This is a genomic window from Streptomyces sp. NPDC058646 (assembly GCF_042716875.1).
GTDB lineage: Bacteria > Actinomycetota > Actinomycetes > Streptomycetales > Streptomycetaceae > Streptomyces.
Genome location: NZ_JBHXRK010000002.1, coordinates 205,571 through 228,090, shown reverse-complemented (window position 1 = coordinate 228,090; position 22,520 = coordinate 205,571). Strand labels below are relative to the sequence as shown.

Below are 22,520 nucleotides of genomic sequence, written 5' to 3'. Positions count from 1 at the left end.
GGCCGGGGGTCAGACGAAGCCGAGGGCCGATGCGCCGCCGAATCCGCCGAGGAGGAGGAACAGCGGCATCAGGACCTTCAGCTCCACCCAGCTGCCCGCGCGGAAACGCATCATCCTGGGCGGGCCGATCGGGTACCAGCGCTTGCCCGCGATCGGGAGCGGCCACAGGATCGGGCAGCCCGACACGGTCAGGGCGTCGCCGATGTCGTGGACCAGGGCGCCGAGGAGGATCGGCAGACCGAGCCAGAGGTATTCCTGGCCGGGGCCGGTGAACAGCCAGCCCGCGCCGTTGCCGGGCTGGTCGAGCACCCCGGCCAGGATCCAGGCGCTGGTCGCCCCGAGGAGCCAGACCAGGATGTCGCTGGACATCCGGGCGGCCCGCCACAGCAGGCCTTCCACGGCCAGTACCAGGTGGACGAAGAGGAGCCCGAGCACGCCCCAGCGGTCGGCGCTCACGGCGACGGCCGAGGCTCCGCCGCCGATCAGGACGGCCCAGAGCCAGGTGTGCGTCAGGGTGCGGTGGCCGCCGGTGCGACGGGCGTCCTTCGTGGACCGGGTGGCTTTGTAGACGGCGTAAGAGATCTTGTCGACCACTTCGCACAGGCCCCGGGAGAGGGGGCCGAAGGCGCGCGAGATCGTCGCCGACTTGTGGTCCAGGTCGGGTGCGAGGGCCGCGCCGGCGCAGATCAGCGCGCCGACGACCAGGACCGGCCACGGCATGGGATGTCCGGCTGCCGCGGTCGCCGCGCCGACCCCCAGCCAGGCCGCTGCCCCGGACAGTGAGTGCGCCGGACCCATCATGATCGTTCCCCGCCCCGGTGGTGTGGTGGTCGGGCCCCGTCGTCGGTGTCGTTCGGGCCTCATCGACGGCACAGCGTACCGGCGGTGATCTTCCTCCTGTCCGCCGGTTCCCTCATCCGGGGGGAAGCCAGGCAAGATGGGGGGTGTGACCCTCATTGATCAGATCCCGCCGAACGCCGACCCCGACGCCCTCTTCGAGGTTTTCTCCTCGTGGGCCGAGGACCAGGGCATCACCCTGTACCCGGCTCAGGAGGAGGCGCTGATCGAGGTCGTCTCCGGGGCGAACGTCGTCCTGTCCACCCCCACCGGATCCGGCAAGAGCCTGGTGGCCGCGGGCGCGCACTTCACCGCCCTGGCCCAGGACAAGGTCACCTTCTACACCGCCCCCATCAAGGCGCTCGTGTCGGAGAAGTTCTTCGACCTGTGCAAGCTCTTCGGTACCGAGAACGTCGGCATGCTGACCGGCGACGCCTCCGTGAACGCGGACGCCCCGGTGATCTGCTGCACGGCCGAGGTGCTGGCCTCCATCGCCCTGCGCGACGGGAAGCACGCCGACATCGGCCAGGTCGTGATGGACGAGTTCCACTTCTATGCCGAGCCCGACCGCGGCTGGGCCTGGCAGATTCCGCTGCTGGAGCTGCCGCAGGCACAGTTCGTGCTGATGTCGGCGACCCTCGGCGACATGAAGCGGTTCGAGGAGGACCTGACCCGGCGGACCGGGCGGCCGACCTCGGTGGTCCGCTCCGCCACCCGCCCCGTCCCGCTGTCGTACGAGTACGTGACGACGCCGATCACGGACACCATCACCGAGCTGCTGGACACACGGCAGGCTCCGGTCTACATCGTGCACTTCACGCAGGCCCAGGCGGTCGAGCGGGCGCAGTCGCTCATGAGCATCAACATGTGCACGCGCGAGGAGAAGGACAAGATCGCCGAGCTCATCGGCAACTTCCGTTTCACCACCAAGTTCGGCCAGAACCTCTCCCGCTACGTCCGGCACGGGATCGGTGTGCACCACGCGGGCATGCTGCCCAAGTACCGGCGCCTGGTGGAGAAGCTCGCCCAGGCCGGTCTGCTCAAGGTGATCTGCGGCACCGACACCCTCGGCGTCGGCGTCAACGTGCCGATCCGCACCGTGCTGTTCACCGCGCTCACCAAGTACGACGGCAACCGGGTCCGGACGCTGCGCGCCCGCGAGTTCCACCAGATCGCCGGCCGGGCCGGGCGGGCCGGCTTCGACACGGCGGGCTATGTGGTCGCCCAGGCACCTGAGCACGTCATCGAGAACGAGAAGGCCCTCGCGAAGGCGGGCGACGACCCGAAGAAGCGCCGCAAGGTGGTCCGCAAGAAGGCACCGGAAGGCTTCGTCGCCTGGTCGGACATCACCTTCGAGAAGCTGATCGCCGCCGACCCGGAGGCGCTGACCTCGCGCTTCAAGGTCACCAACATCATGCTGCTGTCGGTCATCGCCCGGCCGGGCGACGCCTTCCAGGCCATGCGCCACCTCCTGGAGGACAACCACGAGCCGCGCAAGGCCCAGCTGCGGCACATCCGGCGGGCGATCGCGATCTACCGCTCGCTGCTGGACGGCGGGGTCGTCGAGAAGCTCGACACCCCGGACGCGGAGGGCCGCACCATCCGGCTCACCGTCGACCTCCAGCAGGACTTCGCGCTCAACCAGCCGCTGTCCACCTTCGCGCTGGCCTCCTTCGACCTGCTGGACCCCGAGTCCCCCTCCTACGCACTGGACATGGTGTCCGTGGTGGAGTCCACGCTCGACGACCCGCGCCAGATCCTGGCCGCCCAGCAGAACAAGGAGCGCGGCATCGCGGTCGGCCAGATGAAGGCCGACGGGATCGAGTACGAGGAGCGGATGGAGCGGCTCCAGGACGTCACCTATCCCAAGCCGCTCGAAGAGCTGCTCCTGCACGCCTACGACGTCTACGCCAAGAGCCACCCCTGGGTCCGCGACCACCCGGTCTCCCCGAAATCGATCATCCGCGACATGTACGAGCGCGCGATGACCTTCACCGAGTTCACGTCGTTCTACGAGCTGGCCCGCACCGAGGGCATCGTGCTGCGGTACCTGGCGAGCGCGTTCAAGGCCCTCGACCACACCATCCCCGACGACCTGAAGTCCGAGGACCTCCAGGACCTGATCGCCTGGCTCGGCGAACTGGTCCGCCAGGTCGACTCCAGCCTGCTCGACGAGTGGGAGCAGCTGGCGAACCCGGAGGTGGAGACGGCGGAGCAGGCCCAGGAGAAGGCCGATCAGGTCAAGCCGGTCACGGCGAACTCCCGCGCCTTCCGCGTCCTGGTGCGCAACGCCATGTTCCGCCGGGTGGAGCTCGCCGCGCTCGACCACGTGAACGTGCTGGGCGAGCTGGACGCCGAGTCCGGCTGGGACGCGGACGCCTGGGGCGAGGCCCTGGACGGTTACTGGGACGAGTACGACGACCTGGGTACCGGCCCCGACGCCCGCGGCCCGAAGCTGCTCCAGATCGAGGAGGACGCGGCGCACGGCCTGTGGCGCGTCCGCCAGACGTTCGCCGACCCCAACGGGGACCATGGCTGGGGCATCAGCGCCGAGGTCGACCTCGCGGCCTCCGACGAGGAGGGCCGGGCGGTCATCCGCGTCACCTCGGTCGGGGAACTCGGCGCGCTCTGACCGCCCGCCGCAACCCGCCGAGTCCCGCTTCCCGCCGGCTCCGCCCGGACCTGACAGTGGAGAACCCCTGATGACGAACCCCGCCGAGAGACTGGTCGATCTGCTCGACCTGGAGCAGATCGAGGTCAACATCTTCCGCGGCGCCAGCCCGCAGGAGTCCCTCCAGCGGGTCTTCGGCGGCCAGGTCGCCGGCCAGGCCCTGGTGGCCGCGGGCCGGACGACCGAGAGCGACCGCCCGGTCCACTCGCTGCACGCGTACTTCCTGCGCCCCGGCATCCCCGGGGTACCGATCGTGTACCAGGTGGAGCGGGTGCGCGACGGGCGGTCCTTCACCACGCGCCGCGTCACCGCGGTCCAGCAGGGCAAGACGATCTTCAATCTCACCGCCTCCTTCCATCACCCGGAGGAGGGCAGCATCGAGCACCAGCTGCCGCCCCGCCTCGACTTCCCTCATCCGGACTCGCTCCCCAAGGTCGCGGACGAGATCCGCGAGCACCTGGGGGCGCTGCCCGAGGCGCTGGAGCGGATGGCCCGCCGCCAGCCCTTCGACATCCGGTACGTGGACCGGCTCCGCTGGGCTCCCGAAGAGCTCAAGGACGCCGATCCGCGCAGCGCGGTGTGGATGCGGGCGGTCGGCCCGCTGGGCGACGACCCGCTCGTGCACACCTGCGCCCTCACCTACGCCAGTGACATGACCCTCCTCGACGCCGTGCGCATCCCCGTGGAACCCCTGTGGGGGATGCGCGGGTTCGACATGGCCTCGCTCGACCACGCCATGTGGTTCCACCGGCCCTTCCGTGCCGACGAGTGGTTCCTGTACGACCAGGAGTCGCCCATCGCCCACGGCGGACGCGGCCTGGCCCGCGGCCGCATCTACGACCTGGAGGGCAGACTGCTGGTCTCCGTGGTCCAGGAGGGCCTGTTCCGTCCGTACTCCCCGCGGCCGGCCGGGCCGGCCGGACCGTCCCCGAAGAGCTGAGCGCACCCATGCCCACCCCGGCCCTCCCCTGCCCCTGCGGGCTGCCCGCCGCCTACCCGGAGTGCTGCGGCCGCTTCCACTCCGGTTCCCGGCAGGCGCCCACGGCCGAACTGCTGATGCGCTCGCGCTTCAGTGCCTTCGCCGTCGGCGACACCGCCTACCTGCTGCGCTCCTGGCATCCCTCGACCCGCCCGGACCGGCTCGACCTGGACCCCGGGCAGCGCTGGGAGCGGCTGGAGATCCTCGGTACGGAACGCGGCGGGATGTTCGAGACGGAGGGCTCGGTGGAGTTCCGGGCGCACTACCGCGAGGGGCGGCACACCGGCTCGCTGCACGAGTTCAGCGGTTTCTCCCGTGAGGCCGGGGCCTGGGTCTACGTCGGCCCCCTGTCCCCCGTCGACTTCGACTGAGCGCGCGCCCCGGTCAGGGCGAACTCCAGGCCGGCCCGGTACCAGGGGAACTCCTCCGCTTCCGCCGTCAGCAGCCGCAGCGCCACGGCCGCGGCCGCGGGGGCCTGCGGGTGACCGTACGGCGGGGGCGGAGCGAGCCCGGCCAGGACGATCCGCTCCGCCGGGTCGGGCACGGCCTCCCACAGCTCCTCCTCGGGGAGTACGGAGGCCAGTACGGCTGCGCGCTCCCACGGGTCGGCGGTGCGTCCCAGCAGGAGCCCCACATGCCGCGCGCGCCATTTCCGCGGGCGCAGATCGGCCCTGGCCGCAGTGAGTGCCCGGTCCGCGGGTGACGCCGCCCCCCGCAGCATCGCGGGCTCCCGCTCGGCGAACTCCTCGAGCTCCGCGGCCAGGTAGAGCCAGACCACGGCACGGTACCGGTTGATCCGGTACCCCACGGGAACGAGGTGTCCGCACCGCGCGAGCCGGGTGAAGCGGCTGGGGCCGATCCCGAGGAGCTGCGCTCCGGCGTCCGCGCCGGCCACGGCCCGGACACGCTCACGCAGGGTGCGCGGCCCGTCCCCGGCCGCCAGGCACGCCGAGGCTGCGACCCGCTCCAGTTCGGCCCGCGCGTACCGCGCGCTGCCGCCGGACGCCGCGGGCCCGGCACGCACGATCCCGAGCTGCACGGCCCGTGCGAACTCGCTCCGGCTCAGCCCCAGTTCCGCGGCCGCCTGCATGCCGCCCACCAGTGCGACCGCCCCCGCGTCCGCGCCTGCTGCCGTATCCGCCGGCGGTCGCACGCCCACGGTCCCGGCCTCGCGCAGGGCGCTCTCCCTCTGCATCATCACGGTCTCCCCCACCAGAAGTGATTACTCTGTGTGAAGACCGTAACGCGGTGCGACGACATCCCGCGAGGCCTGTGGAAAACCCGCGACCCACCGCGTGCCGGGCGGAGTCAGCCGCCGGTGATGCGCCGCTCCGCCACCCCGAGGTGCTCGCCCACCCGGTTGACCAGCAGGGTCATCTCGTACGCGACCTGGCCGATGTCGGACTCGGCCGCGCTCAGCACGCACAGGCAACTGCCCGCGCCCGCCGCCATGACGAAGAGGACCCCCTCGTCGTACTCGACCATGGTCTGGCGCACCTCACCGGCCCGGAAGTGCCGTCCCGACCCCTTGGCCAGGCTCTGCAGGCCGGCCGCAACCGCCGCGAGGTGTTCCGCGTCCTCCCGCGCCAGTCCGGCGCTCGCGCCGGTGACCAGCCCGTCGTTGGACAGCACGACCGCGTGACGGACCTGCTGGACCCTGCGCGTGAGGTCGTCCAGCAGCCAGTCGAGCTGCTTGTCCAGTGCCATGTCGAGCCCCTCCCGTCGACGCGGCCGACGTGGCCGCGCCCCACCCCGCGTAGTCCTCCAGCAAGCCTTCCCCACCAGTGCCTTTCCGGCAAGGAGGATGTCCCCATGGCGAAGAAGATGACTCAAGAGGAATGGCGGGCATTCGTCTCCCACTCCACCCGCACCGGCAAGCTCTCCACCGTCCGCGAGGACGGAAGCCCTCACATCGCTCCCATCTGGTTCGTACTCGACGGCGATTCCTTCGTCTTCAACACCGGCAAGGACACCGTCAAGGGGCGCAATCTGGCCCGCGACGGCCGGGTCGCGCTCTGCGTGGACGACGACCGGCCGCCGTTCTCCTACGTCGTGCTCCAGGGCCGCGCCGAGATCAGCGAGTACGCCGACGACCCGCAGACCATGCTCGCCTGGGCGACGAGGATCGGCGCCCGTTACATGGGTGCGGACCGGGGCGAGGCCTTCGGCCGGCGCAACGCCGTCCCGGGCGAACTCCTCGTCCGCGTCCCCATCGCGAAGGTGATCTCCGAGGCGGGCGTGGCCGACTGAGCCGGGGCCCCCGCGGACCGGACCGTGCCGCCCGGGCCGCCTCACACGGAACCCGCCTGCGGCTCCACCGAGTCCAGCAGCCGGGCGGTGTGCACCCGCCCGGCGTACTCGACCAGCCGGATCAGCACTTCCTTGCCCGAGTCCTTGTCCCGGGCGTCGCACAGCACCACCGGCGTCCCCTGGTCCAGATCCAGTGCCCGCGACACCTCGTTCGCCCCGTACCGCCGGGCGTCCGTGAAACAGTTGACGGCCACGACGAACGGGATGCGCCGGTGCTCGAAGTAGTCCACCGCCGGGAAGCAGTCCTCCAGGCGCCGCGTGTCGGCGAGCACCACCGCACCGAGCGCCCCCTGCGAGAGTTCGTCCCACAGGAACCAGAACCGGTCCTGTCCCGGCGTCCCGAACAGGTAGAGCGACAGTCCGGACCTGATGGTGATCCGGCCGAAGTCCATGGCCACGGTCGTGGTGGTCTTCTGGTCCACCCCGCCCGTGTCGTCGACCCGTTCGCCCGCCTCGCTCAGCACCTCCTCGGTCCGCAGCGGCCGGATCTCGCTCACCGCGCCCACCAGCGTGGTCTTGCCCACTCCGAAGCCGCCCGCCACGAGGATCTTCAGTGCGAGCGAGGTCAGTTCGGCATCGCTTTCGGAGTCGGTGCCGATGTCGGAGTCGGTGTCCTGTCGTCCCATCAAAGCGCTCGCAATCCCTCGATGACTTCCCGCAGAATCCGCTCGTCCGGCAGCTGGGCGGGCGGTACCGGCCTGCTCACCTTGACGTGTCCGCCTTCCAGCAGGTCCCCGAGCAGGACCCGCACCACCCCCACCGGCAGGTCGGCGTCCGCGGAGAGCTCCGCCACCGACTGGGTCTCGGACCGGCAGAGTCCGAGCAGCGCACGGTGCTCCGGGCCGAGCAGCGACTCGGCCGCCGCGTCGGTGCCCTGCGGGTCCACGACGACCAGTGCGATCAGGTCGAAGCGGACGCCGTGGGGTCCCGGCCTGGTACGCCCCCCGGTCATGGCGTAGGGGCGGACGAGGGGGCCCGCGTCGGCGTCGTACCACTGGCCGTTCATGTGTCGGACCGCCGCCCTCAGCCGGCGGCCGGCGGGCGCGCCGCGAACCTGGGCGGGGTGTACAGGTGCTCGCCGACCCGCTTCACCAGCCGGGCCATCTCGTACGCGATCAGCCCGATGTCGGCGCTGGCGGCGCTGAGGACGGCCAGGCAGGATCCGTCCCCGGCGGCGGCGACGAAGAGGAAGCCCTCGTCCATCTCCACCATCGTCTGGCGCACGCCCCCGGTGTGGAAGTGCCGGCCCGTGCCCTTGGCCAGGCTGTGGAAGCCGGAGGCCACGGCGGCCAGGTGCTCGGCGTCCTCCCGGCTCAGCCCGCTGGAGGCGCCGACCGCCAGACCGTCGTTGGACAGGACCACGGAGTGCCGGACCTCGCGGACCCGGAGCACCAGGTCGTCCAGCAGCCAGTCCAGTTCGCCCGACCGGCGGACTCCGTCGAGGTCGATCCTCTGGTGTTCGATCATCACCGTTCTCCTTCGCTGCCTGTACGGGGGGAGTTCTCCCGGGTGCCGCGGGCCCAGCCGTCCCGGTAGGCCGCCATCCGGTCCCGGGCCTGTTCCGGACTGCGGTCGGGCGGGTCCGCCGGGACCCGGTCCCCGGCCGTGGGCCCGGCGGCGGGGACCTCGCGCAGCTGGGGGACGAGGCTGGCCTGGCGCACCCGGCGCGGCAGTTCGGTCACCGAGGCCGTCTGGTGGGCCGGGCCGGGGGTGCCGGCGCCCGCCGCGTGCGTACGGGGGCCCGCGGGCCCGGAGGTACGCGGCCGCAACGAGGCCACGGATGCCGGGCCCTGCTCCTGCGGCTCGGGGGTTGCGGGCACGGCGGGACGACGGTGCGCGGCGGGGGTCCGGCCCGGGGCGGGGGTCCCGTCGAACGCGGAGCTCCGGTCCGGCGCGGAGGTCCCGTTCAGCCCGGAGGTGCGGTCGGGGGCCGGGATGCCGCGTACGTGCTCCCGCCCCGCCGTGGCGTGTGCGTCCTCCCGTACGACGGTCACGGCGGGGTGCTGTTCCGACGCCGCGGCCGGCGCGTCGTGGTGCCCCGGTCGGCGGGGCGGTGTTGCGGCGGCGTGGTCCGGGGCCGCGGCGCCGGCCGCGATCGCGCCCTGGAGCAGGGAGTTCGGCAGCAGCACCACAGCGGTGGTGCCGCCGTACGGTGACGTACGCAGGTGCACCTTCACACCGTGACGGGCGGACAGGCGGCTGACCACGAAGAGGCCGAGCCGGTCGCTGTCGAAGAGGTCGAGCGCCTCGGACTGCTCGATGCGCCGGTTGGCGTCGTTCAGCGTGTCCCGGCCCATGCCCAGTCCCCGGTCCTCGACCTCCAGGACGTAGCCGGCCCCGACGGGCTCCCCGCTGACCCGGACCTTGGTGTGCGGCGGGGAGAACTGGGTGGCGTTCTCGATGAGTTCGGCGAGGAGGTGGGTCAGGTCGGCGACGGCGCCGCCGGTGACCGCGGCCTCGGCGAGCTGGCGGACCTCGACGCGCGGGTAGTCCTCGATCTCGGACACGGCGGCCCGGACGACGTTCGTCAGCGGGACCGGCATCCGCCAGGCCCGGCCGGGCGCGGCGCCGGACAGGATGATGAGGCTCTCGGCGTGCCGGCGCATCCGGGTGGTGAGGTGGTCGAGGCGGAAGAGGTCGCCGAGCTCGTTCGGATCGTCGGCCCGCCGTTCCATCGAGTCCAGCAGGGTGAGCTGCTTGTGCACGAGGACCTGGCTGCGCCGGGCGAGGTTGACGAACACCCCGGAGACCCCGCTGGCCAGCTCCGCCCGTTCGACGGCGGCGCTGAGGGCGGCCCGGTGGACGGTGGCGAGCGCCTCGCCGACCTGGGTGATCTCGTCGTCGGCCGGGGCCCCGGGCGGGGTCTCCGCCTCGACGTCGATGTCCTGCCCGGCCCGCAGCCGGTTCATGGCGTGCGGGAGTTTGCGGTGGGCGATCTCCAGAGCGGTGTTGCGCAGGGAGACGAGTTCGACGACCAGGGCGCGGCCGATGCGTACGGAGATGAAGAGCGAGGCGGCGACGGCGGCCAGGCCGAGCAGTACGGCGGCGCCGGCCGGGCTGAGCGCGCCGTGGGAGAACGGGTCCGCGCGGTCGGCGGCCGCGGCGTGCGCGGCTTCGTCGATCTCCCGCATCGAGGCGCCGATCCCGGTGTGGGCGGCCTCCCAGCCGGCCGGGGCGCCGGCCGCGTCCCGGGAGGTGCCGGCGGACAGCGCCCGGTCCTCGGCACCGGTGAGGTCGGCGTAGGCGGCGCTCTTGGCCACGGACTCCCAGGCGGCCCGCTGGGCGGCGGGGAGGTCCGCGGTGGCACCGGTGGTGAGGGCGCGGCGGGTCTCTACGGCGCCGGTCAGCCGCCGAAGCGTTTCGGCGCTGCGCGGGCCCGGCAGCGCGAGGAGCGCGTCCTCCCGGGCGAGGAGCTCCCGGGCGCGGGCGAATTCGAGCAGCACCCGGGCGTCGGGACCGAGTTCGGCGTCCTGGCCGTCGGAGAGGGCCCCGGCGACGGCGAGGGCCGAGTCGACCACGCGGGTGTAGATCTCGTAGGCCGCCTCGGGGGTGGCCCGGCGGCCGGTGACGTCCTTGCGGGTCGAGGCCAGTTCGTCGGCGGCGGCGACGAAGGTGCGGAGGCGGACCACGACGTCGGTGCGGTGGTCGCCGGAGTCGGCGACGGTGTGCCGGTCGCCGAGCCGGAGCTTGCGGACCGCGGCGTCGGTGCGGCTCGCCTGCTGGTCCAGGGCGGTGTCCTGCTCGGCGGCGGGGCCGGCCAGCAGGCGGACCGCGGCGCGCCGTTCGGCCTGGAGTTCGGTGACGGCTGCGGCGACGGGGGTCCGTATCTGCGCGTCGACCCGCTGGACGCGGCTGAGCCGGGCGATGTCCTGGGCGGTGCTGACGGTGGCGAAGGCCCAGAGCGCGAGGAGCGAGACGACGGGGACCATCAGCAGGGAGACGATCTTCGCGCGCACGGTGCGGGGGCGCAGCCGCGGCCGGGGTCTGCCCTCACGGTCGGCTGCGGGCGCGCCCCCGGGGGCGCGGGGCACCGGCGGCTCCTCGGCCGGTGCCCCGGCGTGCGCCCGGCGGCCGCGCGCCGCAGGCGCGGACAGCCCCGGCGCCGCTGCTTCCGGTGGTCTGCGGGGTGTGCGCATGGGCTCCTCGTTCCGGGGCGTACGTGCCGGTGCGGTGGTGCGGGGCGGATGGGCGGGGGTCTCCGGGGCTGCCGGGCCGGGGGCTCCCTGTGCTGGGGAGGGGCTGTGCCGGGGGCTGCAGGCGCGGCGTGCCGGGCGGGCTCAGCGGGCGGCCACGGGCTGGTCCCCCAGGTACTGCGCGGAGGCCGAGGCGGCGCGCTCGTCGGCGGTCGGGGAGAGCGCGACGAACGCGGAGGTGATGAACAGGTACGAACCGAGGCCGACGGCGAGCGGGAAGATGAACTGCATGGCCGTGGCGCCGGGCAGGGCGCTGTCCGAGGGGCTCACGCCGACGGCGACGGCCAGCATCCCGGTGTAGTGCATGCTGCTGACCGCGGCGCCCATGACGAGCGAGGCGACGGCCACGGCCACGGGTGCCTTGATGTGGAGAGCGGCCCACAGGGCGGCGGTGGCGGCCACGACGGCGATGGCGACGGACAGCCCGACGGCGAGCGGATCGTAGGAGATGTCACCGTGCAGGCGCAGGGCCGCCATGCCGAGGTAGTGCATGCTGGCGACGCCGAGCCCGGTGGTGAGGCCGCCCAGTACGAGGGCCCGGCCGCGGTCCTTGCCGTAGCCCACGGCGAAGACTCCGGCGCCCACGACCAGCATGGCGACGAGCAGGCTGAGGATGGTCAGCGGCACGTCGTAGTGGATCTCGGTGCCGGCGACGTCGAATCCCAGCATCGCGACGAAGTGCATCGTCCAGATGCCCGTCCCGATGGCGGAGGCGGCGGTGAGGAGCCAGTTGCGACGGGAGGATCCGGTCGCGGCGAGCGCGCGTACGGTGCAGCGCAGGCCGAGGGCGGCGCCGATCGATGCCATCACGTATGACAGCGCGGGTGTCAGCCAGCCATAGGCGGCGTGGTCCAGGTGTCCCATGGCCACGGGACGCTAGTCCGGGTGAGGGCGCGAACAAGGGGCGCATTTCGAAAGCAGCTGGAACTGCTGGAATATGACAGAGCTACGTTCATGTTCGATCACGCCACGTGCCACCTTGCACACGGTCCGCACGCGCGGCGGCGCAAGCCGGTGGGGGATCATGGGCGCATGAGCGAAGACCACACGCACGTGCAGGAGTTCTTCGGGGCGCGCGCCGCCGACTGGGATGGCAAGTTCCCCGAGGACGGGCCCGCCTTCGCGACCGCCGTCGCCGAGTTCGGCCTGCGGCCCGGCGACCGCGTGCTCGACGCGGGCTGCGGAACCGGGCGGGCGCTGGCCGCGCTGCGCGCCGCCGTCGGGCCCGCCGGGCTCGTCGTCGGCGCCGACCTCACCCCGCAGATGCTGGCCGCCGCACGGCGGGCCGGGCGCACCGCCGAGGGCGCGCTGCTGCTCACGGACGTGACCAGGCTGCCGCTGCGCGACGGGGCGCTCGACGCCGTGTTCGCCGCGGGACTGATCGCCCACCTGCCCGATCCGGAGACGAACCTGCGCGAACTGGCGCGCGTGGTCCGTCCCGGCGGGCGGCTCGCGCTCTTTCACCCGATCGGGCGAGCGGCCCTCGCCGCCCGCCAGGGCCGCGAGTTGACCCCGCAGGACCTGCGGGCCGAGACCAACCTCGGCCCGCTGCTGTCCGGTTCCGGCTGGGAGATGGTCTCGTACGCCGACGAGGACGCCCGGTTCCTCGTACTGGCGGTACGTCACCCCTGAACCGGGGTGACGGTCACGCCGAGGGCCGGCCGCGGGTCACGCCGGGGGCTGGGCGTCGGCTCCGGCGGGGCGGCGAGGGTGCGGGACGGGGCAGCCGCCCGAGCCGGGTACGGGGAAGGTGCCGAGTTCGCCCACGTCGTAGCCCCCGGGGTAGCTCTTGATCTCCGGGTTCTGGCGCCCGTAGTGCGGGTGCTTGCGCGGGGGCATCAGCCGGACCGCGCGCCCGCGCAGCCGGAGGGCTCCCCGGACCAGCCGCCGGACCCCGGGGCGGGGGCGCTCGAACCGGAAGGCGTCCAGGAGCGGCTGGTCGAGCAGGGCGAGGCTCGCACCGCGCACGGCGGGGGCGAGCGGCGCCGGGTACCAGGACGCCATCAGGCCGAGAGTGGCCTCCGCGACCTCGCGGGCGCCCCCGTCCCAGCCAAAGTGGGCCTTCTCGTAGGCATCCAGGACGGTTTCGAACTCCTCGAAAGATCCTGGAATATCCTTGATGCCCATGTGCCGGCCGAGGGTGGCGTAGTAGTTCGCCGAAGCCCGGCGCTCGTGCTGGGTCAGCGGCCGCCAGCCGTACGCGTCGAGCCAGCGCGCCGGGATCACCACGAACGTGCACAGGACGTACCGCATGTCGTCGTCGGAGATGTCGTAACTGCGGTGCATCTGGTTGACGCGGCGGATCGCGGTGCGCGCGATGTCGCTCTCGAAACCGTGCTCCACCACCGCGTCGAGCAGCAGCACCGTGTCGTCGTAGCGCTTCTGGGTCCGGCGGGTGAACTCCGCGGTCTCCGCCAGCAGGCCGCCGATGGCGGGGACGGCGTACGTCCGGAACAGCGCGAGTTCCAGGGCCCTGGTGAAGTCCCAGGGGAACTCGTACGTGGCGGTGAGCCGGTAGATGGCGAGGAAATCCTGGTCGGGATCGAGCCGGAGGATCTCCCTCAGCCTGTCGTATCGCTGCACCGGTTGTCCCTTTCTGTGGCGGGACACCAACTCTACGTGCAGGTAACGGGCTTGGAAATCGTCACCTTCGGGCTCTCGACGGGTGGGTTACCCGCTGGTTAGGGTGCGCCGACGAGAGAGCTACCGGGAGGCGCACGTGTCCGACGACGAGGGGGGCGGCTCGCTGTACGTGCTGACCGCCGTACAGCTGACCCCCGCGCAGTTCCCGAGCCTCCTGGGCGACGACTACCCCGAGGCCTGCGCGCTCCTCGGCGTGGAGCCGGCGGGGGCGGGGTACGGGCTGGTGCTGGGCCAGGACGAGGCGGGGGCGCGCTGGACGGTCGTCGTGGACGACGTCTCGCTCGTGGCAGCCGCGATCGCGTCCTGGGACTGCGGGATGGAGTACGACCTGTCCCCCGACGAGCGGGCGATCGTGGTCTCGCTGGCGGGCTGGCCCGTCGAGCTGACGGTGGCCGCCGCGGGGATCCCCGAACCGCACGATCCGGAACAGGGCGCGGACGGCACCGGCCGCGTCCCGCTGGCTCCGCCCTCGGCGCAATCCTGGGGTCCGGTGCAGCGCCGCCTGGGCGCGGACCAGATCGCCCGGGAATGGGCCGACTGGCGCGGGCGGGTGGCGACGGACGGCGGAGCGGCGGCCGCAGCGCACCCGGGACTGGCACGGGCGCTCGACGAGGCCCTGGGGTACACGCGGAACCCGCCGCCGCCGGGGCGGGTGCGGTCCTCGTTCGCCGGTGAGGGCGCGCGGACGCTGCGGGCCGACGGGCCGGGCTGGTCCTTGGTGGCCCGTACCGGCGACGCCGCCTTCGTCCTGCTGGACGAGGAGCCGGGCGAGGTGCTCCAGGTCCCCCGGGGCGGGGATCCGGAGCTGTCGGAGCTGCTGGCGGGGCTGGACGGCGTCGCGGTGCGGCCGGTCTGACGCGGGCACGGACCCTGGGGGAGAGTGGCGGCGGGCAGGACCGGAGGGGACGCGCGGCACCCGAGGCGACCACGCGGGCCCGAACTTGACGGCGCGCCGGTGCGCGGCCACGAAGGACCCAGCACATCAGCCAAGGCCGAAAATCGCCCTAGATCGCCCTCCGGCTGAATGATCGAATCGGCGGCGTAATGCGACACAAAACACGCACAAACCCCGTGATTCATTTCCAAGGTGGAGGCCACCCCGTGAATTCGATGTCGTACCTGGACCTGCACCGGGAATTATCGGAAGAGATCGACAGCGAAGTGGCAGCCGCCCTCGCGCAGCTGGGCACCTCCTCCCGGGCGACCAGGGACGCGGTCGCCGCCCTCCTGCGGCACCGGCAGCTGAAACATCCCCTGTCCGTACTGCCGCTACTCGTCCACGCGACGGAGACCGGGAACCCCAGACCGGCCATGCCGCTGGCCGCCGTCCACCTGCTCTGGTGGACATCGGCGTGCTACCTGGACGACCTGGCCGACGGACACGGCACGGACCTCTCGGGCGAGCTCAGCGAGAACGAGGCGCTGCTCGCGTCCGTGGTCACGGGCAATGCGCTGCCGATCCAGATCATCCAGTCGCAGCGGATTCCCGAGTCGGTCCGCGGCGCCCTGACGAGCGAGCTCACGAACGCCTGGGTCATCGCCGCCGACGGCCAGATGGCCGACATGCGCGGGGACATCGCCCGCGCGACGCGTACTTCGGTGGTCGACACCTATCGCGGCAAATCCGGAGCACCCTTCGGCATGATCACCGCGATGGCGGCGATCCTTTCCGGGGCACCTGACGAACGGACAGAACTGTGGCGTGAGTTCGGATACGTCTTCGGCATCCTGTGGCAGTTGTTCAACGACCAGGAGGACATCCTGTCCGGTCGTCACGAGGACCTGCTGAACGGGACCGTCACCTATCTGCTCGCCTGCGCCGCCGAGGACGCTTCGCCCCCGGTCCGGGCACACGTCCTGGGTCTGTGCGCCGCCGCGGGAGGCTCCCTCGCGGCGAGAGCCGAACTGGCCGAGATCCTGCGGGGACCGGCCCTTCTCCGCCGGTACCGCGACGACATCGGGCGCTTCCGGTACGAGGCGCACCACATACTGCGCCAGATCGGAGGCGACGAGAGCTATCTGCCCGTGCTGCGGCGTCTGGTGGACCACGCGTCCCGGATGCTCCTGGAGGCGGACCTCGTTCCGGCAGGTGCGGCCCCGGGGCGGTTCTGACCGGAGGTCCGTACCGGCGGCGGACCCCGGCCCCCCAGAGGCCGGGGTCCGCCGCCGTACGTCAGACCCGCTCGAGCGGGGTGTGCGGGGCCGGGGGCAGTGTCACGGTGATCGGGTCGCCGGGGCGGACCGCGCCACCCTCCCGGACCACGCCCATGATGCCGGCCTTGCGGACCAGGCGGCCCTGGTCGTCCCGGCCCACGACCTGCTTGAGCAGCCCGTGCTGGAAGGCCTCGATCTGCACGCAGGGATTGCGCAGTCCGGTCACCTCCACCACCGCCTCCGCGCCGAAGCGCAGCAGGGCGCCGGTGGGCAGGCCGAGGAGGTCGATGCCCTCGGTGGTCACGTTCTCCCCGAGCTGGCCGGGCTCCACGCTGAAGCCGGAGGCCGCCACCTCGTCGAAGAGCTCCCGGTGGATCAGGTGGACCTGTCGCAGGTTCGGCTGCGTCGGGTCCTGCGCCACCCGGGAGCGGTGCTTGACCGTCACCCCGGAGTGGACGTCCCCCTCGACACCGAGGCCCGCGAGCAGCGTGATGCTGTCCCGGTTGGGCTTGGTGAAGGAGTACACGCCGTTGCTGCTGACCGCGGTGACCCGGGCGCTCCGTGCCGTGCTCATGATGTCCCCCCTGCCGCCGTCAGCGGCCGATCTGCTTCCTGGACGTACCCCGCAGCCGACGGCGCTGGGAGGGGTCCAGCAGGAAGTAGGCGGCCGTCGGCACGCCGATCAGGACCAGCAGGCCCACCCAGAACCCGACCGTCCAGAACAGGACCAGGGCTGCCACGACCCCGGCAACCGCGACCTTTCCGCTGGTGGACATGTGCGGACACCTCCTCCTGATCGTCGACCACTACCCCCTCAACGCGCCGCCGCATCCGCGCGTTCCCGCGTGCCCGCACATCTCGCGAAGTGACTCGCCTCACGGGCGTGCTCCTGCCTCCGGAGGCTCCTCGTGGGTTACTCTCGGCCGCCCCGTACCCAGTGGTCAAGTTTGAGGAATACGTGCTGACCGAGATCTCCGGCCTCGTCCGCCACTCCACCGTCTTCCTTCCCGCCGACCCCGCCCGCGACGGGCGGGTCGCCTTCTGGCCGGCGCCGGGCGCGGCCGGCGGAGAGGAAGCCGGCGACACCCTCGAACACATCACCGTCGTCACCCCCGACCTGAACCGGGCCACCGTGCCCGCCCGCGTGCTCACCGTCGGCGAAGCCCTTCCCCTCCTCACCCGGGCGCGGGCCAGGGCCGGCGCCCGCGCAGGCGAGGACGAGGCTGTCGGCGCCGGGGCGACGGGCGGTGGCGGTGCGACGGGCGGTGCTGCTGTTGACGCCGGTGCGACGGCCGGTGCCGGTGCCGGTGCCTCCGTAGGCGATGGTTCCGCCGCCTTCTGGGGCGCCGCCGCCCTGCTGGCCCTGCGCTTCGCGGCCCGCGGGCAGCTCCTGCCCGGGCTGAGCCCGGCCGGGCACGACGCCTGGCGGATCGGGCCGCTCGACGCCGCCGACCTGGCCGACATCCGGGAGCTGGCGGCCGCGATGCCGCCCGGGGCCCACTGCGTGCCCCTGGACCAGGACGGACCGCCCCGGCTGCCCTCCCCCGAGCCGCTGCTGCGCGCCTTCCTCGACGCCGTCGCCGACACCCTCCCCCGCTCCCCCGCCGCGCCCGCGGCCGCCGGCGGCCCGGCGTACGCCGCCCGTCCGCCCCGGCTCCGGCCCGAGCTGCGCGACTGGGCCGAGGAGGTGGCCGCCGGTCACGACGCGGGCGTACGCATCTCCTTGCGGATCGAGCTGGACGGGGCCCCCGAAGCCGACCCGTCCTTCCGGGCCGTGCTGCAGATGCACGGCCCCGGCGACGCGGCCCCCGTCGCCGACGCCGTGGACGTCTGGGCCGGGTCCGGGGCCACGGCGGCGGCCTTCGGACCCCGGGCCCGGATGGACGCCCTGCGGGCCCTGCGCCGCGCCGCCCGGCTCTGGCCGCCGCTCGCCCCGCTGCTCGGCTCGGCGGTCCCGGACTCCGTCGAACTCGCCGACGAGGAGGTCACGGAGCTGCTCGGGGAGGCGTCCGCCACCCTGGCCGCGGACGGGGTGCAGGTGCACTGGCCGCGCGAGTTCGCCCGCACGCTCACCGCCCGCGCCGTCGTGCGCTCCCCCGACTCCGCCGCGTCCGGCCTCCCCTCCGGGCTGCTCTCCCCCGGCGCCCTGCTCTCCTTCACCTGGCGCCACGCGCTCGGCGGCCAGGACGACCTCACCCGGGCCGAGCTGGACCGCCTCGCCGAGGCCGGCCGCCCCCTGGTCCGGCTGCGCGACCAGTGGGTGCTCATCGACCCGGCCGCACTGCGCCGGGCCCGCGCGCGGCAGGACCGCGAAGTCCCGGCCGTGGACGCGCTGGCCGCCGTACTCACCGGCTCCGCGGAGATCGACGGCCTGCGGATCGACGTGGAGGCCTCCGGACCGCTGGAGCGGCTGCGGGCGCTCCTCGCGGCCGGCCCGGAACAGGCCGACGGACCGGAGGCTCCGCCGGGTCTGCGTGCCGAGCTGCGCGGGTACCAGCTGCGGGGCATGCGCTGGCTGGCGCGGATGACCTCGCTCGGCCTCGGCGCCTGCCTCGCCGACGACATGGGCCTCGGCAAGACCGTCACGCTCATCGCCCTGCACCTCCACCGCGCGCAGGACCCCGCCACCACCGGGCCCACCCTGGTGGTGTGTCCGGCCTCGCTGCTCGGCAACTGGCAGCAGGAGATCGAGAAGTTCGCGCCGGGGACGCCCGTACGCCGCTTCCACGGCCCGGGCCGCAGCCTCACGGGGCTCACCGGCGGCTTCGTCCTCACCACGTACGGCACGCTGCGCCTGGACGCCCCCGTACTCGCCGCCGCCCCGTGGGGCCTGGTCGTCGCCGACGAGGCCCAGCACGTCAAGAACCCGTACTCCTCCACCGCCAAGGCCCTGCGTACGATCCCGGCCGCGGCGCGCGTCGCCCTCACCGGCACGCCCGTCGAGAACAACCTCTCCGAGCTGTGGGCGCTCCTCGACTGGACCACGCCCGGGCTGCTCGGCCGCCTCGGCGCGTTCCGCACCCGCTACGCCGAGCCCGTCGAGAGCGGCCGGGACCCGCAGGCGGCGGCCCGGCTGGCGGCGCTCGTACGGCCGTTCCTGCTGCGCCGCAAGAAGTCCGACCCGGGGATCGCGCCCGAGCTGCCGCCCAAGACCGAGACCGACCACACCGTCACGCTCACCCGTGAACAGGCCGTGCTGTACGAGGCCGTCGTACGCGAGACCCTCACCGCGATCTCGGAGGCGGACGAGATGGAGCGGCGCGGCCTCGTGGTCGGTCTGCTGACCTCCCTCAAGCAGATCTGCAACCATCCCGCACAGTTCCTGAAGGAGCCCGGCCCGCGGGACCCGGGCGCCGCCCCCCGCTCCGGCAAGCTGGAGCTGCTGGACGAACTGCTCGACACGATCCTCGCCGAGGGCGGCTCCGTCCTCGTCTTCACCCAGTACGTGGCGATGGCCAGGATCCTGGAGAAGCACCTCGCGGCGCGCGGCATCCCCTCCCAGCTGCTGCACGGCGGGACGCCCGTCGCCCGGCGCGAGGAACTCGTGGACGGCTTCCAGGCCGGCCGGGTCCCCGTCTTCCTCCTCTCCCTGAAGGCCGCGGGCACCGGGCTGAACCTCACCCGGGCCGGGCACGTCGTCCACTACGACCGCTGGTGGAACCCAGCCGTCGAGGAGCAGGCCACCGACCGGGCCTACCGCATCGGGCAGACCCAGCCCGTGCAGGTGCACCGCCTGATCGCCGAGGGCACGGTGGAGGACCGCATCGCCCGGCTGCTGGAGCGCAAACGGGCGCTCGCCGACGCCGTCCTGGCGGGCGGCGAGGCCGCGTTGACCGAACTGACCGATGCCGAGCTGGCCGAGCTCGTGGCGCTGCGCCCGGCCGTGGGGAGCGACGGATGAGCGACCGCGACGACCGCCTGGAGAAGACCTTCGCCGCGCTGCCGCCCGCGCCCGGACGCGGCTTCGCGACCACCTGGTGGGGCCACGCCTGGCTGCGCGCGCTGGAGGACAGCGCCCTCGACGGGGAACAGGTCCGGCAGGGCCGCCGGTACGCCCGTGCGGGCGCCGTGGGCGCGGTGTCGGTGCGCCCGGGCGGACTCACCGCGGTGGTGCGCGACCGGGACGGCACGGCGCACCGTACGGACGTGCTGGTGCAGGAGTTCACGGAAGGGCAGTGGGACCGGCTGCTGGGGCTGGCAGCGGCGGAGTCCGGGTACATCGCGGCGCTGCTCGACCGGGAGGTGCCGCCGGAACTCGCCGAGGACGCGACGGCGGCCGGGGTGGAGCTGCTGCCGGGCATCGGCGACCTCGACCCGCGGTGCGACTGCGGCGAGTGGGACCACTGCCCGCACACGGCCGCGCTCTGCTACCAGGTGGCGCGGCTGCTGGACCAGGACGCCTTCGTGCTGTTGCTCCTGCGCGGCCGGGGCGAACGGGAGCTGGTGGACGAGCTGGAGGAGCGGAGTACGGCGGAAGCGCCCGCTCCGCAGGAGGCCGTGCCGTTGGGGGTCGCGGCGGCGGAGGCGTACGCGGCCTGGGAGGCGCGGCCGGCCCGGCCCCCGCTGCCCGCCCCGCCCGCGCTGCCGGACGCCCCGGGCCAGCCGCCGACGCTGGACACCGAGGCCGAGCCGCAACTGGACGTGGACGCGGTGGAGTTCCTCGCGCAGGCGGCGGCGTCGCAGGCCTGGCGGCTGCTGGCGCAGGCCCTGGCTCCGGGCCACGCCGACCGCGCCCTCCCGGCCCCGCCCACCGCCGCGGAGGATGCCGTACGGCTCACGGCGGAGGCCGGCGACGTCCGGGTCCGCGCCCGCTTGGCCGCGGCTACCGGAAGGAACCGGGCCGAGATGGAACTGGCCGTACTGGCCTGGGGCTTCGGCGGGAGCGGGGCCCTCGCGGCGCTGGAGGACGACTGGACGCCGGACCGGGCGGCGCTGGCCCTGGCCCGGGCGGCGCTCGCCGGGGCCTGGGCGGACGGGGCCGCGCCGGAGCTGCGCAGGGTCCGCGCCCGGTGGACGGAGGCGGACGCCGGCCGCCAGCTCCGGCTCGGCCGGGAGGGGCGCTGGTGGCCGTACCGCCGCGAGGCGGGCCGGTGGGTCCCGGCGGGCCCGTCGGCCCCGGACCCGGCGTCGGCGCTGACGGCGCTGGACCCGGAGGATCCTGCGTAGCCTCCGCGACCTGGCCCGGCCCGGCCTCGCCCGGCCCGCCCCGGCCCGAGGCCGCCGGCGTACCGGCCAGGTACTGGCCGACGTACCGCTTGCCGGGGCGCCGGGCCGGGACGACGATGGGGGCGCTCCGGGTACCGCGGCCCCACGGGAGGGCGACATGGACGATCCTGCGGTGGCACTGCCGGGCGGCGCGGATCCTGCCGCGCGCACGCGCGAACTGCGCCGGGCCCACGCCGTGTTCACCCGGGACGGACGGGTCGAGGCACCGGTCCGGGCCGTCATCGCGCGGTCCTGGCGGCGGTGCGCCCGGGCCAGGGTCAGCCCGGAGTGCTCCCCACGGGTTGAGCTGACGGAGGCGGCACTGCGGGCGTACCGCGATGAGCACCCGCTGGCCCGGGTGATGCCGCTGTTCCGGGACCTTGTCGGAGCCTTCGCGGCGCACGGGGCGCATCTGCTGGCGGTGTGCGACGCGCGCGGCAGCCTGCTCTGGGTGGAGGGCGAACCGGGCACGCTGCGGCGGGCGGAACGGCTCGGCTTCGTACCGGGCTCGCGGTGGGCCGAGACGGCGATGGGCACGAACGCGCCCGGCACGGCGGTCGCGGTCGGCGCACCCGTGCAGGTCTTCGGGGCCGAGCACTTCAGCCGCCGGGTGCACCCGTGGACCTGCGCTGCGGCCCCCGTGCGCGATCCCCGGAGCGGGCGGCTGCTCGGCGCGGTGGACATCACCGGCGGCGACGGGCTCGCCCACCCGCACTCCCTCGCCTTCGTCCAGGCGGTGGCCCGCGCGGCTGAGGCACAGCTCGCCCTGCTCGCCCCGGCACCGGCCCCGGCGCCGGCCGTTCCGGGGGTGCCCCCGGCGCCGTCCCCGACGACCTCCGCGGACACGCTCGCCGCGCTCGGCAGGGACGAGGCCCTGCTGGTCGGCGGCGGGCGGGTGACCCGGCTGGGCCGGCGGCACAGCGAGATCATGGCGCTGCTCACGCACCACCCGCAGGGGATGTCGGGCGAAGAACTGGCGATCGACCTGTACGAGGACGAGTCGGTGTCACCGGTCACCCTGCGTGCCGAAGTGTCCCGTCTGCGCACGCTGCTGGGGCCGCTGGCTCCGCTCTCCCGCCCGTACCGTGCGGCCGGCCCGCTGGAGGCGGACTTCACCGTCCTCACCCGGCAGCTCGCCGCGGGCGCCGTGTCCGCGGCCCTGTCCCGCTACCCGGGTCCGCTGCTGCCCGCCTCGACCGCTCCCGGCATCGTCCGGCTGCGCCGCCGGATCGAGGAGCAGGCCAGGGCGGCCGTGATCTCCCGGGCGGACGCCGGACTGCTGACCGACTGGGTGTGCAGCCCGTGGGGCGCGGACGACCGGGAGGCATGGGACGCCCTGGCGGCGGCGCTCCCGCCCGGGGGGCGCTCGCCCGCGCTGGCCCGCGTACACGCCCTGGACCGCGAACTGGGCACCTCGGGCGGCGAGTCGGCGGGACGGCCGGACGTCCCGCGGCGTGCAACGTATCCGCAACCTGCCGGCTCCTAACCTCCTGCCGAACGCCGTCCGGCAGGGGGCGGCGCCCGGCAA

The 22,520-nt window shown here is 73.8% G+C and carries 21 protein-coding genes; 10 read left to right on the top strand and 11 right to left on the bottom strand.

Going from position 1 to position 22,520, the window contains the following annotated elements; genetic code table 11:
• Window positions 1–9: 9 nt before the first annotated feature.
• On the bottom strand, window positions 10–801 hold the full coding sequence (locus ACFWUZ_RS04510; RefSeq protein WP_384366888.1) for a metal-dependent hydrolase: 792 nt from the start codon (window positions 799–801) through the stop codon (window positions 10–12).
• Between the two features lie 145 nt (window positions 802–946).
• On the opposite strand from ACFWUZ_RS04510, the gene ACFWUZ_RS04505 reads away from it, so the two are divergent.
• The 3 genes from ACFWUZ_RS04505 to ACFWUZ_RS04495 all read left to right on the top strand — a co-directional run bounded on the left by ACFWUZ_RS04505 (window position 947) and on the right by ACFWUZ_RS04495 (window position 4,858).
• Window positions 947–3,469, top strand: coding sequence for a DEAD/DEAH box helicase (locus ACFWUZ_RS04505; protein ID WP_384366885.1), 2,523 nt, complete (start codon window positions 947–949; stop codon window positions 3,467–3,469).
• A 70-nt stretch (window positions 3,470–3,539) separates the two neighbouring features.
• Complete coding sequence (locus ACFWUZ_RS04500; RefSeq protein WP_384366882.1) at window positions 3,540–4,448, top strand: acyl-CoA thioesterase; 909 nt, start codon at window positions 3,540–3,542, stop codon at window positions 4,446–4,448.
• Window positions 4,449–4,456: 8 nt separating this feature from the next.
• Window positions 4,457–4,858 (top strand): YchJ family protein, encoded by a 402-nt coding sequence (locus ACFWUZ_RS04495; RefSeq protein ID WP_384366879.1) that lies wholly within the window; start codon window positions 4,457–4,459, stop codon window positions 4,856–4,858.
• Here the strand turns inward: ACFWUZ_RS04495 and ACFWUZ_RS04490 are convergent.
• Window positions 4,822–5,685 carry a DUF6397 family protein gene (locus ACFWUZ_RS04490; RefSeq protein ID WP_384366876.1) on the bottom strand — a complete coding sequence of 288 codons (864 nt, stop codon included), beginning with the start codon at window positions 5,683–5,685 and terminating at the stop codon, window positions 4,822–4,824. The two genes, ACFWUZ_RS04495 and ACFWUZ_RS04490, sit on opposite strands and share 37 nt — an antisense overlap.
• 110 nt (window positions 5,686–5,795) lie before the next feature.
• Complete coding sequence (locus ACFWUZ_RS04485) at window positions 5,796–6,194, bottom strand: roadblock/LC7 domain-containing protein (RefSeq protein WP_031141767.1); 399 nt, start codon at window positions 6,192–6,194, stop codon at window positions 5,796–5,798.
• Between the two features lie 105 nt (window positions 6,195–6,299).
• Between ACFWUZ_RS04485 and ACFWUZ_RS04480 the strand changes: the two genes are divergently transcribed.
• Window positions 6,300–6,737: a PPOX class F420-dependent oxidoreductase gene (locus ACFWUZ_RS04480; protein ID WP_384366872.1), complete on the top strand. Its 438-nt coding sequence runs from the start codon at window positions 6,300–6,302 to the stop codon at window positions 6,735–6,737.
• Window positions 6,738–6,778: 41 nt separating this feature from the next.
• On the opposite strand, the gene ACFWUZ_RS04475 is transcribed toward ACFWUZ_RS04480, so the two are convergent.
• The 5 genes from ACFWUZ_RS04475 to ACFWUZ_RS04455 form a co-directional block, all read right to left on the bottom strand.
• Window positions 6,779–7,423, bottom strand: coding sequence for an ATP/GTP-binding protein (locus tag ACFWUZ_RS04475; RefSeq protein ID WP_384366869.1), 645 nt, complete (start codon window positions 7,421–7,423; stop codon window positions 6,779–6,781).
• On the bottom strand, window positions 7,423–7,803 hold the full coding sequence (locus tag ACFWUZ_RS04470; protein WP_384366866.1) for a DUF742 domain-containing protein: 381 nt from the start codon (window positions 7,801–7,803) through the stop codon (window positions 7,423–7,425). The genes ACFWUZ_RS04475 and ACFWUZ_RS04470 overlap by 1 nt, the downstream gene beginning before the upstream one ends.
• A gap of 17 nt (window positions 7,804–7,820) precedes the next feature.
• Window positions 7,821–8,264 (bottom strand): roadblock/LC7 domain-containing protein, encoded by a 444-nt coding sequence (locus ACFWUZ_RS04465; RefSeq protein WP_384366863.1) that lies wholly within the window; start codon window positions 8,262–8,264, stop codon window positions 7,821–7,823.
• Window positions 8,264–10,933: a nitrate- and nitrite sensing domain-containing protein gene (locus tag ACFWUZ_RS04460; protein ID WP_384366860.1), complete on the bottom strand. Its 2,670-nt coding sequence runs from the start codon at window positions 10,931–10,933 to the stop codon at window positions 8,264–8,266. Before ACFWUZ_RS04460 ends, ACFWUZ_RS04465 begins: the two co-directional genes overlap by 1 nt.
• 141 nt (window positions 10,934–11,074) lie before the next feature.
• Complete coding sequence (locus tag ACFWUZ_RS04455) at window positions 11,075–11,854, bottom strand: MHYT domain-containing protein (RefSeq protein ID WP_384366857.1); 780 nt, start codon at window positions 11,852–11,854, stop codon at window positions 11,075–11,077.
• 168 nt (window positions 11,855–12,022) lie between these two features.
• Between ACFWUZ_RS04455 and ACFWUZ_RS04450 the strand changes: the two genes are divergently transcribed.
• Window positions 12,023–12,622, top strand: a complete 600-nt coding sequence (locus tag ACFWUZ_RS04450; protein WP_384366854.1) for a methyltransferase domain-containing protein — start codon at window positions 12,023–12,025, stop codon at window positions 12,620–12,622.
• A 36-nt stretch (window positions 12,623–12,658) separates the two neighbouring features.
• Here ACFWUZ_RS04450 and ACFWUZ_RS04445 read toward each other — a convergent pair whose 3' ends face one another.
• Window positions 12,659–13,573 (bottom strand): oxygenase MpaB family protein, encoded by a 915-nt coding sequence (locus ACFWUZ_RS04445; protein WP_384366851.1) that lies wholly within the window; start codon window positions 13,571–13,573, stop codon window positions 12,659–12,661.
• A gap of 136 nt (window positions 13,574–13,709) precedes the next feature.
• On the opposite strand from ACFWUZ_RS04445, the gene ACFWUZ_RS04440 reads away from it, so the two are divergent.
• Both ACFWUZ_RS04440 and ACFWUZ_RS04435 read left to right on the top strand, forming a co-directional pair.
• Entirely contained in the window at window positions 13,710–14,489 is a 780-nt protein-coding gene (locus ACFWUZ_RS04440; protein WP_384366848.1) for a hypothetical protein, read from the top strand.
• A gap of 254 nt (window positions 14,490–14,743) precedes the next feature.
• Window positions 14,744–15,745, top strand: coding sequence for a polyprenyl synthetase family protein (locus ACFWUZ_RS04435; protein WP_384367271.1), 1,002 nt, complete (start codon window positions 14,744–14,746; stop codon window positions 15,743–15,745).
• 61 nt (window positions 15,746–15,806) lie between these two features.
• Here ACFWUZ_RS04435 and ACFWUZ_RS04430 read toward each other — a convergent pair whose 3' ends face one another.
• Together ACFWUZ_RS04430 and ACFWUZ_RS04425 are read right to left on the bottom strand one after the other, a co-directional pair.
• Window positions 15,807–16,361, bottom strand: a complete 555-nt coding sequence (locus ACFWUZ_RS04430) for an MOSC domain-containing protein (RefSeq protein WP_384366845.1) — start codon at window positions 16,359–16,361, stop codon at window positions 15,807–15,809.
• Window positions 16,362–16,380: 19 nt separating this feature from the next.
• Window positions 16,381–16,563, bottom strand: coding sequence for a hypothetical protein (locus tag ACFWUZ_RS04425; protein WP_384366842.1), 183 nt, complete (start codon window positions 16,561–16,563; stop codon window positions 16,381–16,383).
• A 182-nt stretch (window positions 16,564–16,745) separates the two neighbouring features.
• Between ACFWUZ_RS04425 and ACFWUZ_RS04420 the strand changes: the two genes are divergently transcribed.
• From ACFWUZ_RS04420 to ACFWUZ_RS04410, 3 genes are all read left to right on the top strand, one after another.
• On the top strand, window positions 16,746–19,688 hold the full coding sequence (locus ACFWUZ_RS04420; RefSeq protein WP_384366839.1) for a DEAD/DEAH box helicase: 2,943 nt from the start codon (window positions 16,746–16,748) through the stop codon (window positions 19,686–19,688).
• Complete coding sequence (locus ACFWUZ_RS04415) at window positions 19,685–20,953, top strand: SWF or SNF family helicase (RefSeq protein WP_384366836.1); 1,269 nt, start codon at window positions 19,685–19,687, stop codon at window positions 20,951–20,953. Before ACFWUZ_RS04420 ends, ACFWUZ_RS04415 begins: the two co-directional genes overlap by 4 nt.
• Before the next feature lie 157 nt (window positions 20,954–21,110).
• Window positions 21,111–22,478 carry a GAF domain-containing protein gene (locus tag ACFWUZ_RS04410; RefSeq protein ID WP_384366833.1) on the top strand — a complete coding sequence of 456 codons (1,368 nt, stop codon included), beginning with the start codon at window positions 21,111–21,113 and terminating at the stop codon, window positions 22,476–22,478.
• Window positions 22,479–22,520: the final 42 nt, after the last annotated feature.

Bases quoted from the DNA above. Each gene is read 5' to 3' on its own strand.
- ACFWUZ_RS04485 (WP_031141767.1), bottom strand. From the start codon at position 6,194: ATGGCACTGGACAAGCAGCTCGACTGGCTGCTGGACGACCTCACGCGC.
- ACFWUZ_RS04465 (WP_384366863.1), bottom strand. From the start codon at position 8,264: ATGATCGAACACCAGAGGATCGACCTCGACGGAGTCCGCCGGTCGGGC.
- ACFWUZ_RS04470 (WP_384366866.1), bottom strand. From the start codon at position 7,803: ATGAACGGCCAGTGGTACGACGCCGACGCGGGCCCCCTCGTCCGCCCC.
- ACFWUZ_RS04480 (WP_384366872.1), top strand. From the start codon at position 6,300: ATGGCGAAGAAGATGACTCAAGAGGAATGGCGGGCATTCGTCTCCCAC.
- ACFWUZ_RS04460 (WP_384366860.1), bottom strand. From the start codon at position 10,933: ATGCGCACACCCCGCAGACCACCGGAAGCAGCGGCGCCGGGGCTGTCC.
- ACFWUZ_RS04475 (WP_384366869.1), bottom strand. From the start codon at position 7,423: ATGGGACGACAGGACACCGACTCCGACATCGGCACCGACTCCGAAAGC.
- ACFWUZ_RS04510 (WP_384366888.1), bottom strand. From the start codon at position 801: ATGATGGGTCCGGCGCACTCACTGTCCGGGGCAGCGGCCTGGCTGGGG.
- ACFWUZ_RS04410 (WP_384366833.1), top strand. From the start codon at position 21,111: ATGGACGATCCTGCGGTGGCACTGCCGGGCGGCGCGGATCCTGCCGCG.
- ACFWUZ_RS04435 (WP_384367271.1), top strand. From the start codon at position 14,744: ATGTCGTACCTGGACCTGCACCGGGAATTATCGGAAGAGATCGACAGC.
- ACFWUZ_RS04450 (WP_384366854.1), top strand. From the start codon at position 12,023: ATGAGCGAAGACCACACGCACGTGCAGGAGTTCTTCGGGGCGCGCGCC.
- ACFWUZ_RS04430 (WP_384366845.1), bottom strand. From the start codon at position 16,361: ATGAGCACGGCACGGAGCGCCCGGGTCACCGCGGTCAGCAGCAACGGC.
- ACFWUZ_RS04415 (WP_384366836.1), top strand. From the start codon at position 19,685: ATGAGCGACCGCGACGACCGCCTGGAGAAGACCTTCGCCGCGCTGCCG.
- ACFWUZ_RS04495 (WP_384366879.1), top strand. From the start codon at position 4,457: ATGCCCACCCCGGCCCTCCCCTGCCCCTGCGGGCTGCCCGCCGCCTAC.
- ACFWUZ_RS04455 (WP_384366857.1), bottom strand. From the start codon at position 11,854: ATGGGACACCTGGACCACGCCGCCTATGGCTGGCTGACACCCGCGCTG.
- ACFWUZ_RS04490 (WP_384366876.1), bottom strand. From the start codon at position 5,685: ATGATGCAGAGGGAGAGCGCCCTGCGCGAGGCCGGGACCGTGGGCGTG.
- ACFWUZ_RS04425 (WP_384366842.1), bottom strand. From the start codon at position 16,563: ATGTCCACCAGCGGAAAGGTCGCGGTTGCCGGGGTCGTGGCAGCCCTG.
- ACFWUZ_RS04500 (WP_384366882.1), top strand. From the start codon at position 3,540: ATGACGAACCCCGCCGAGAGACTGGTCGATCTGCTCGACCTGGAGCAG.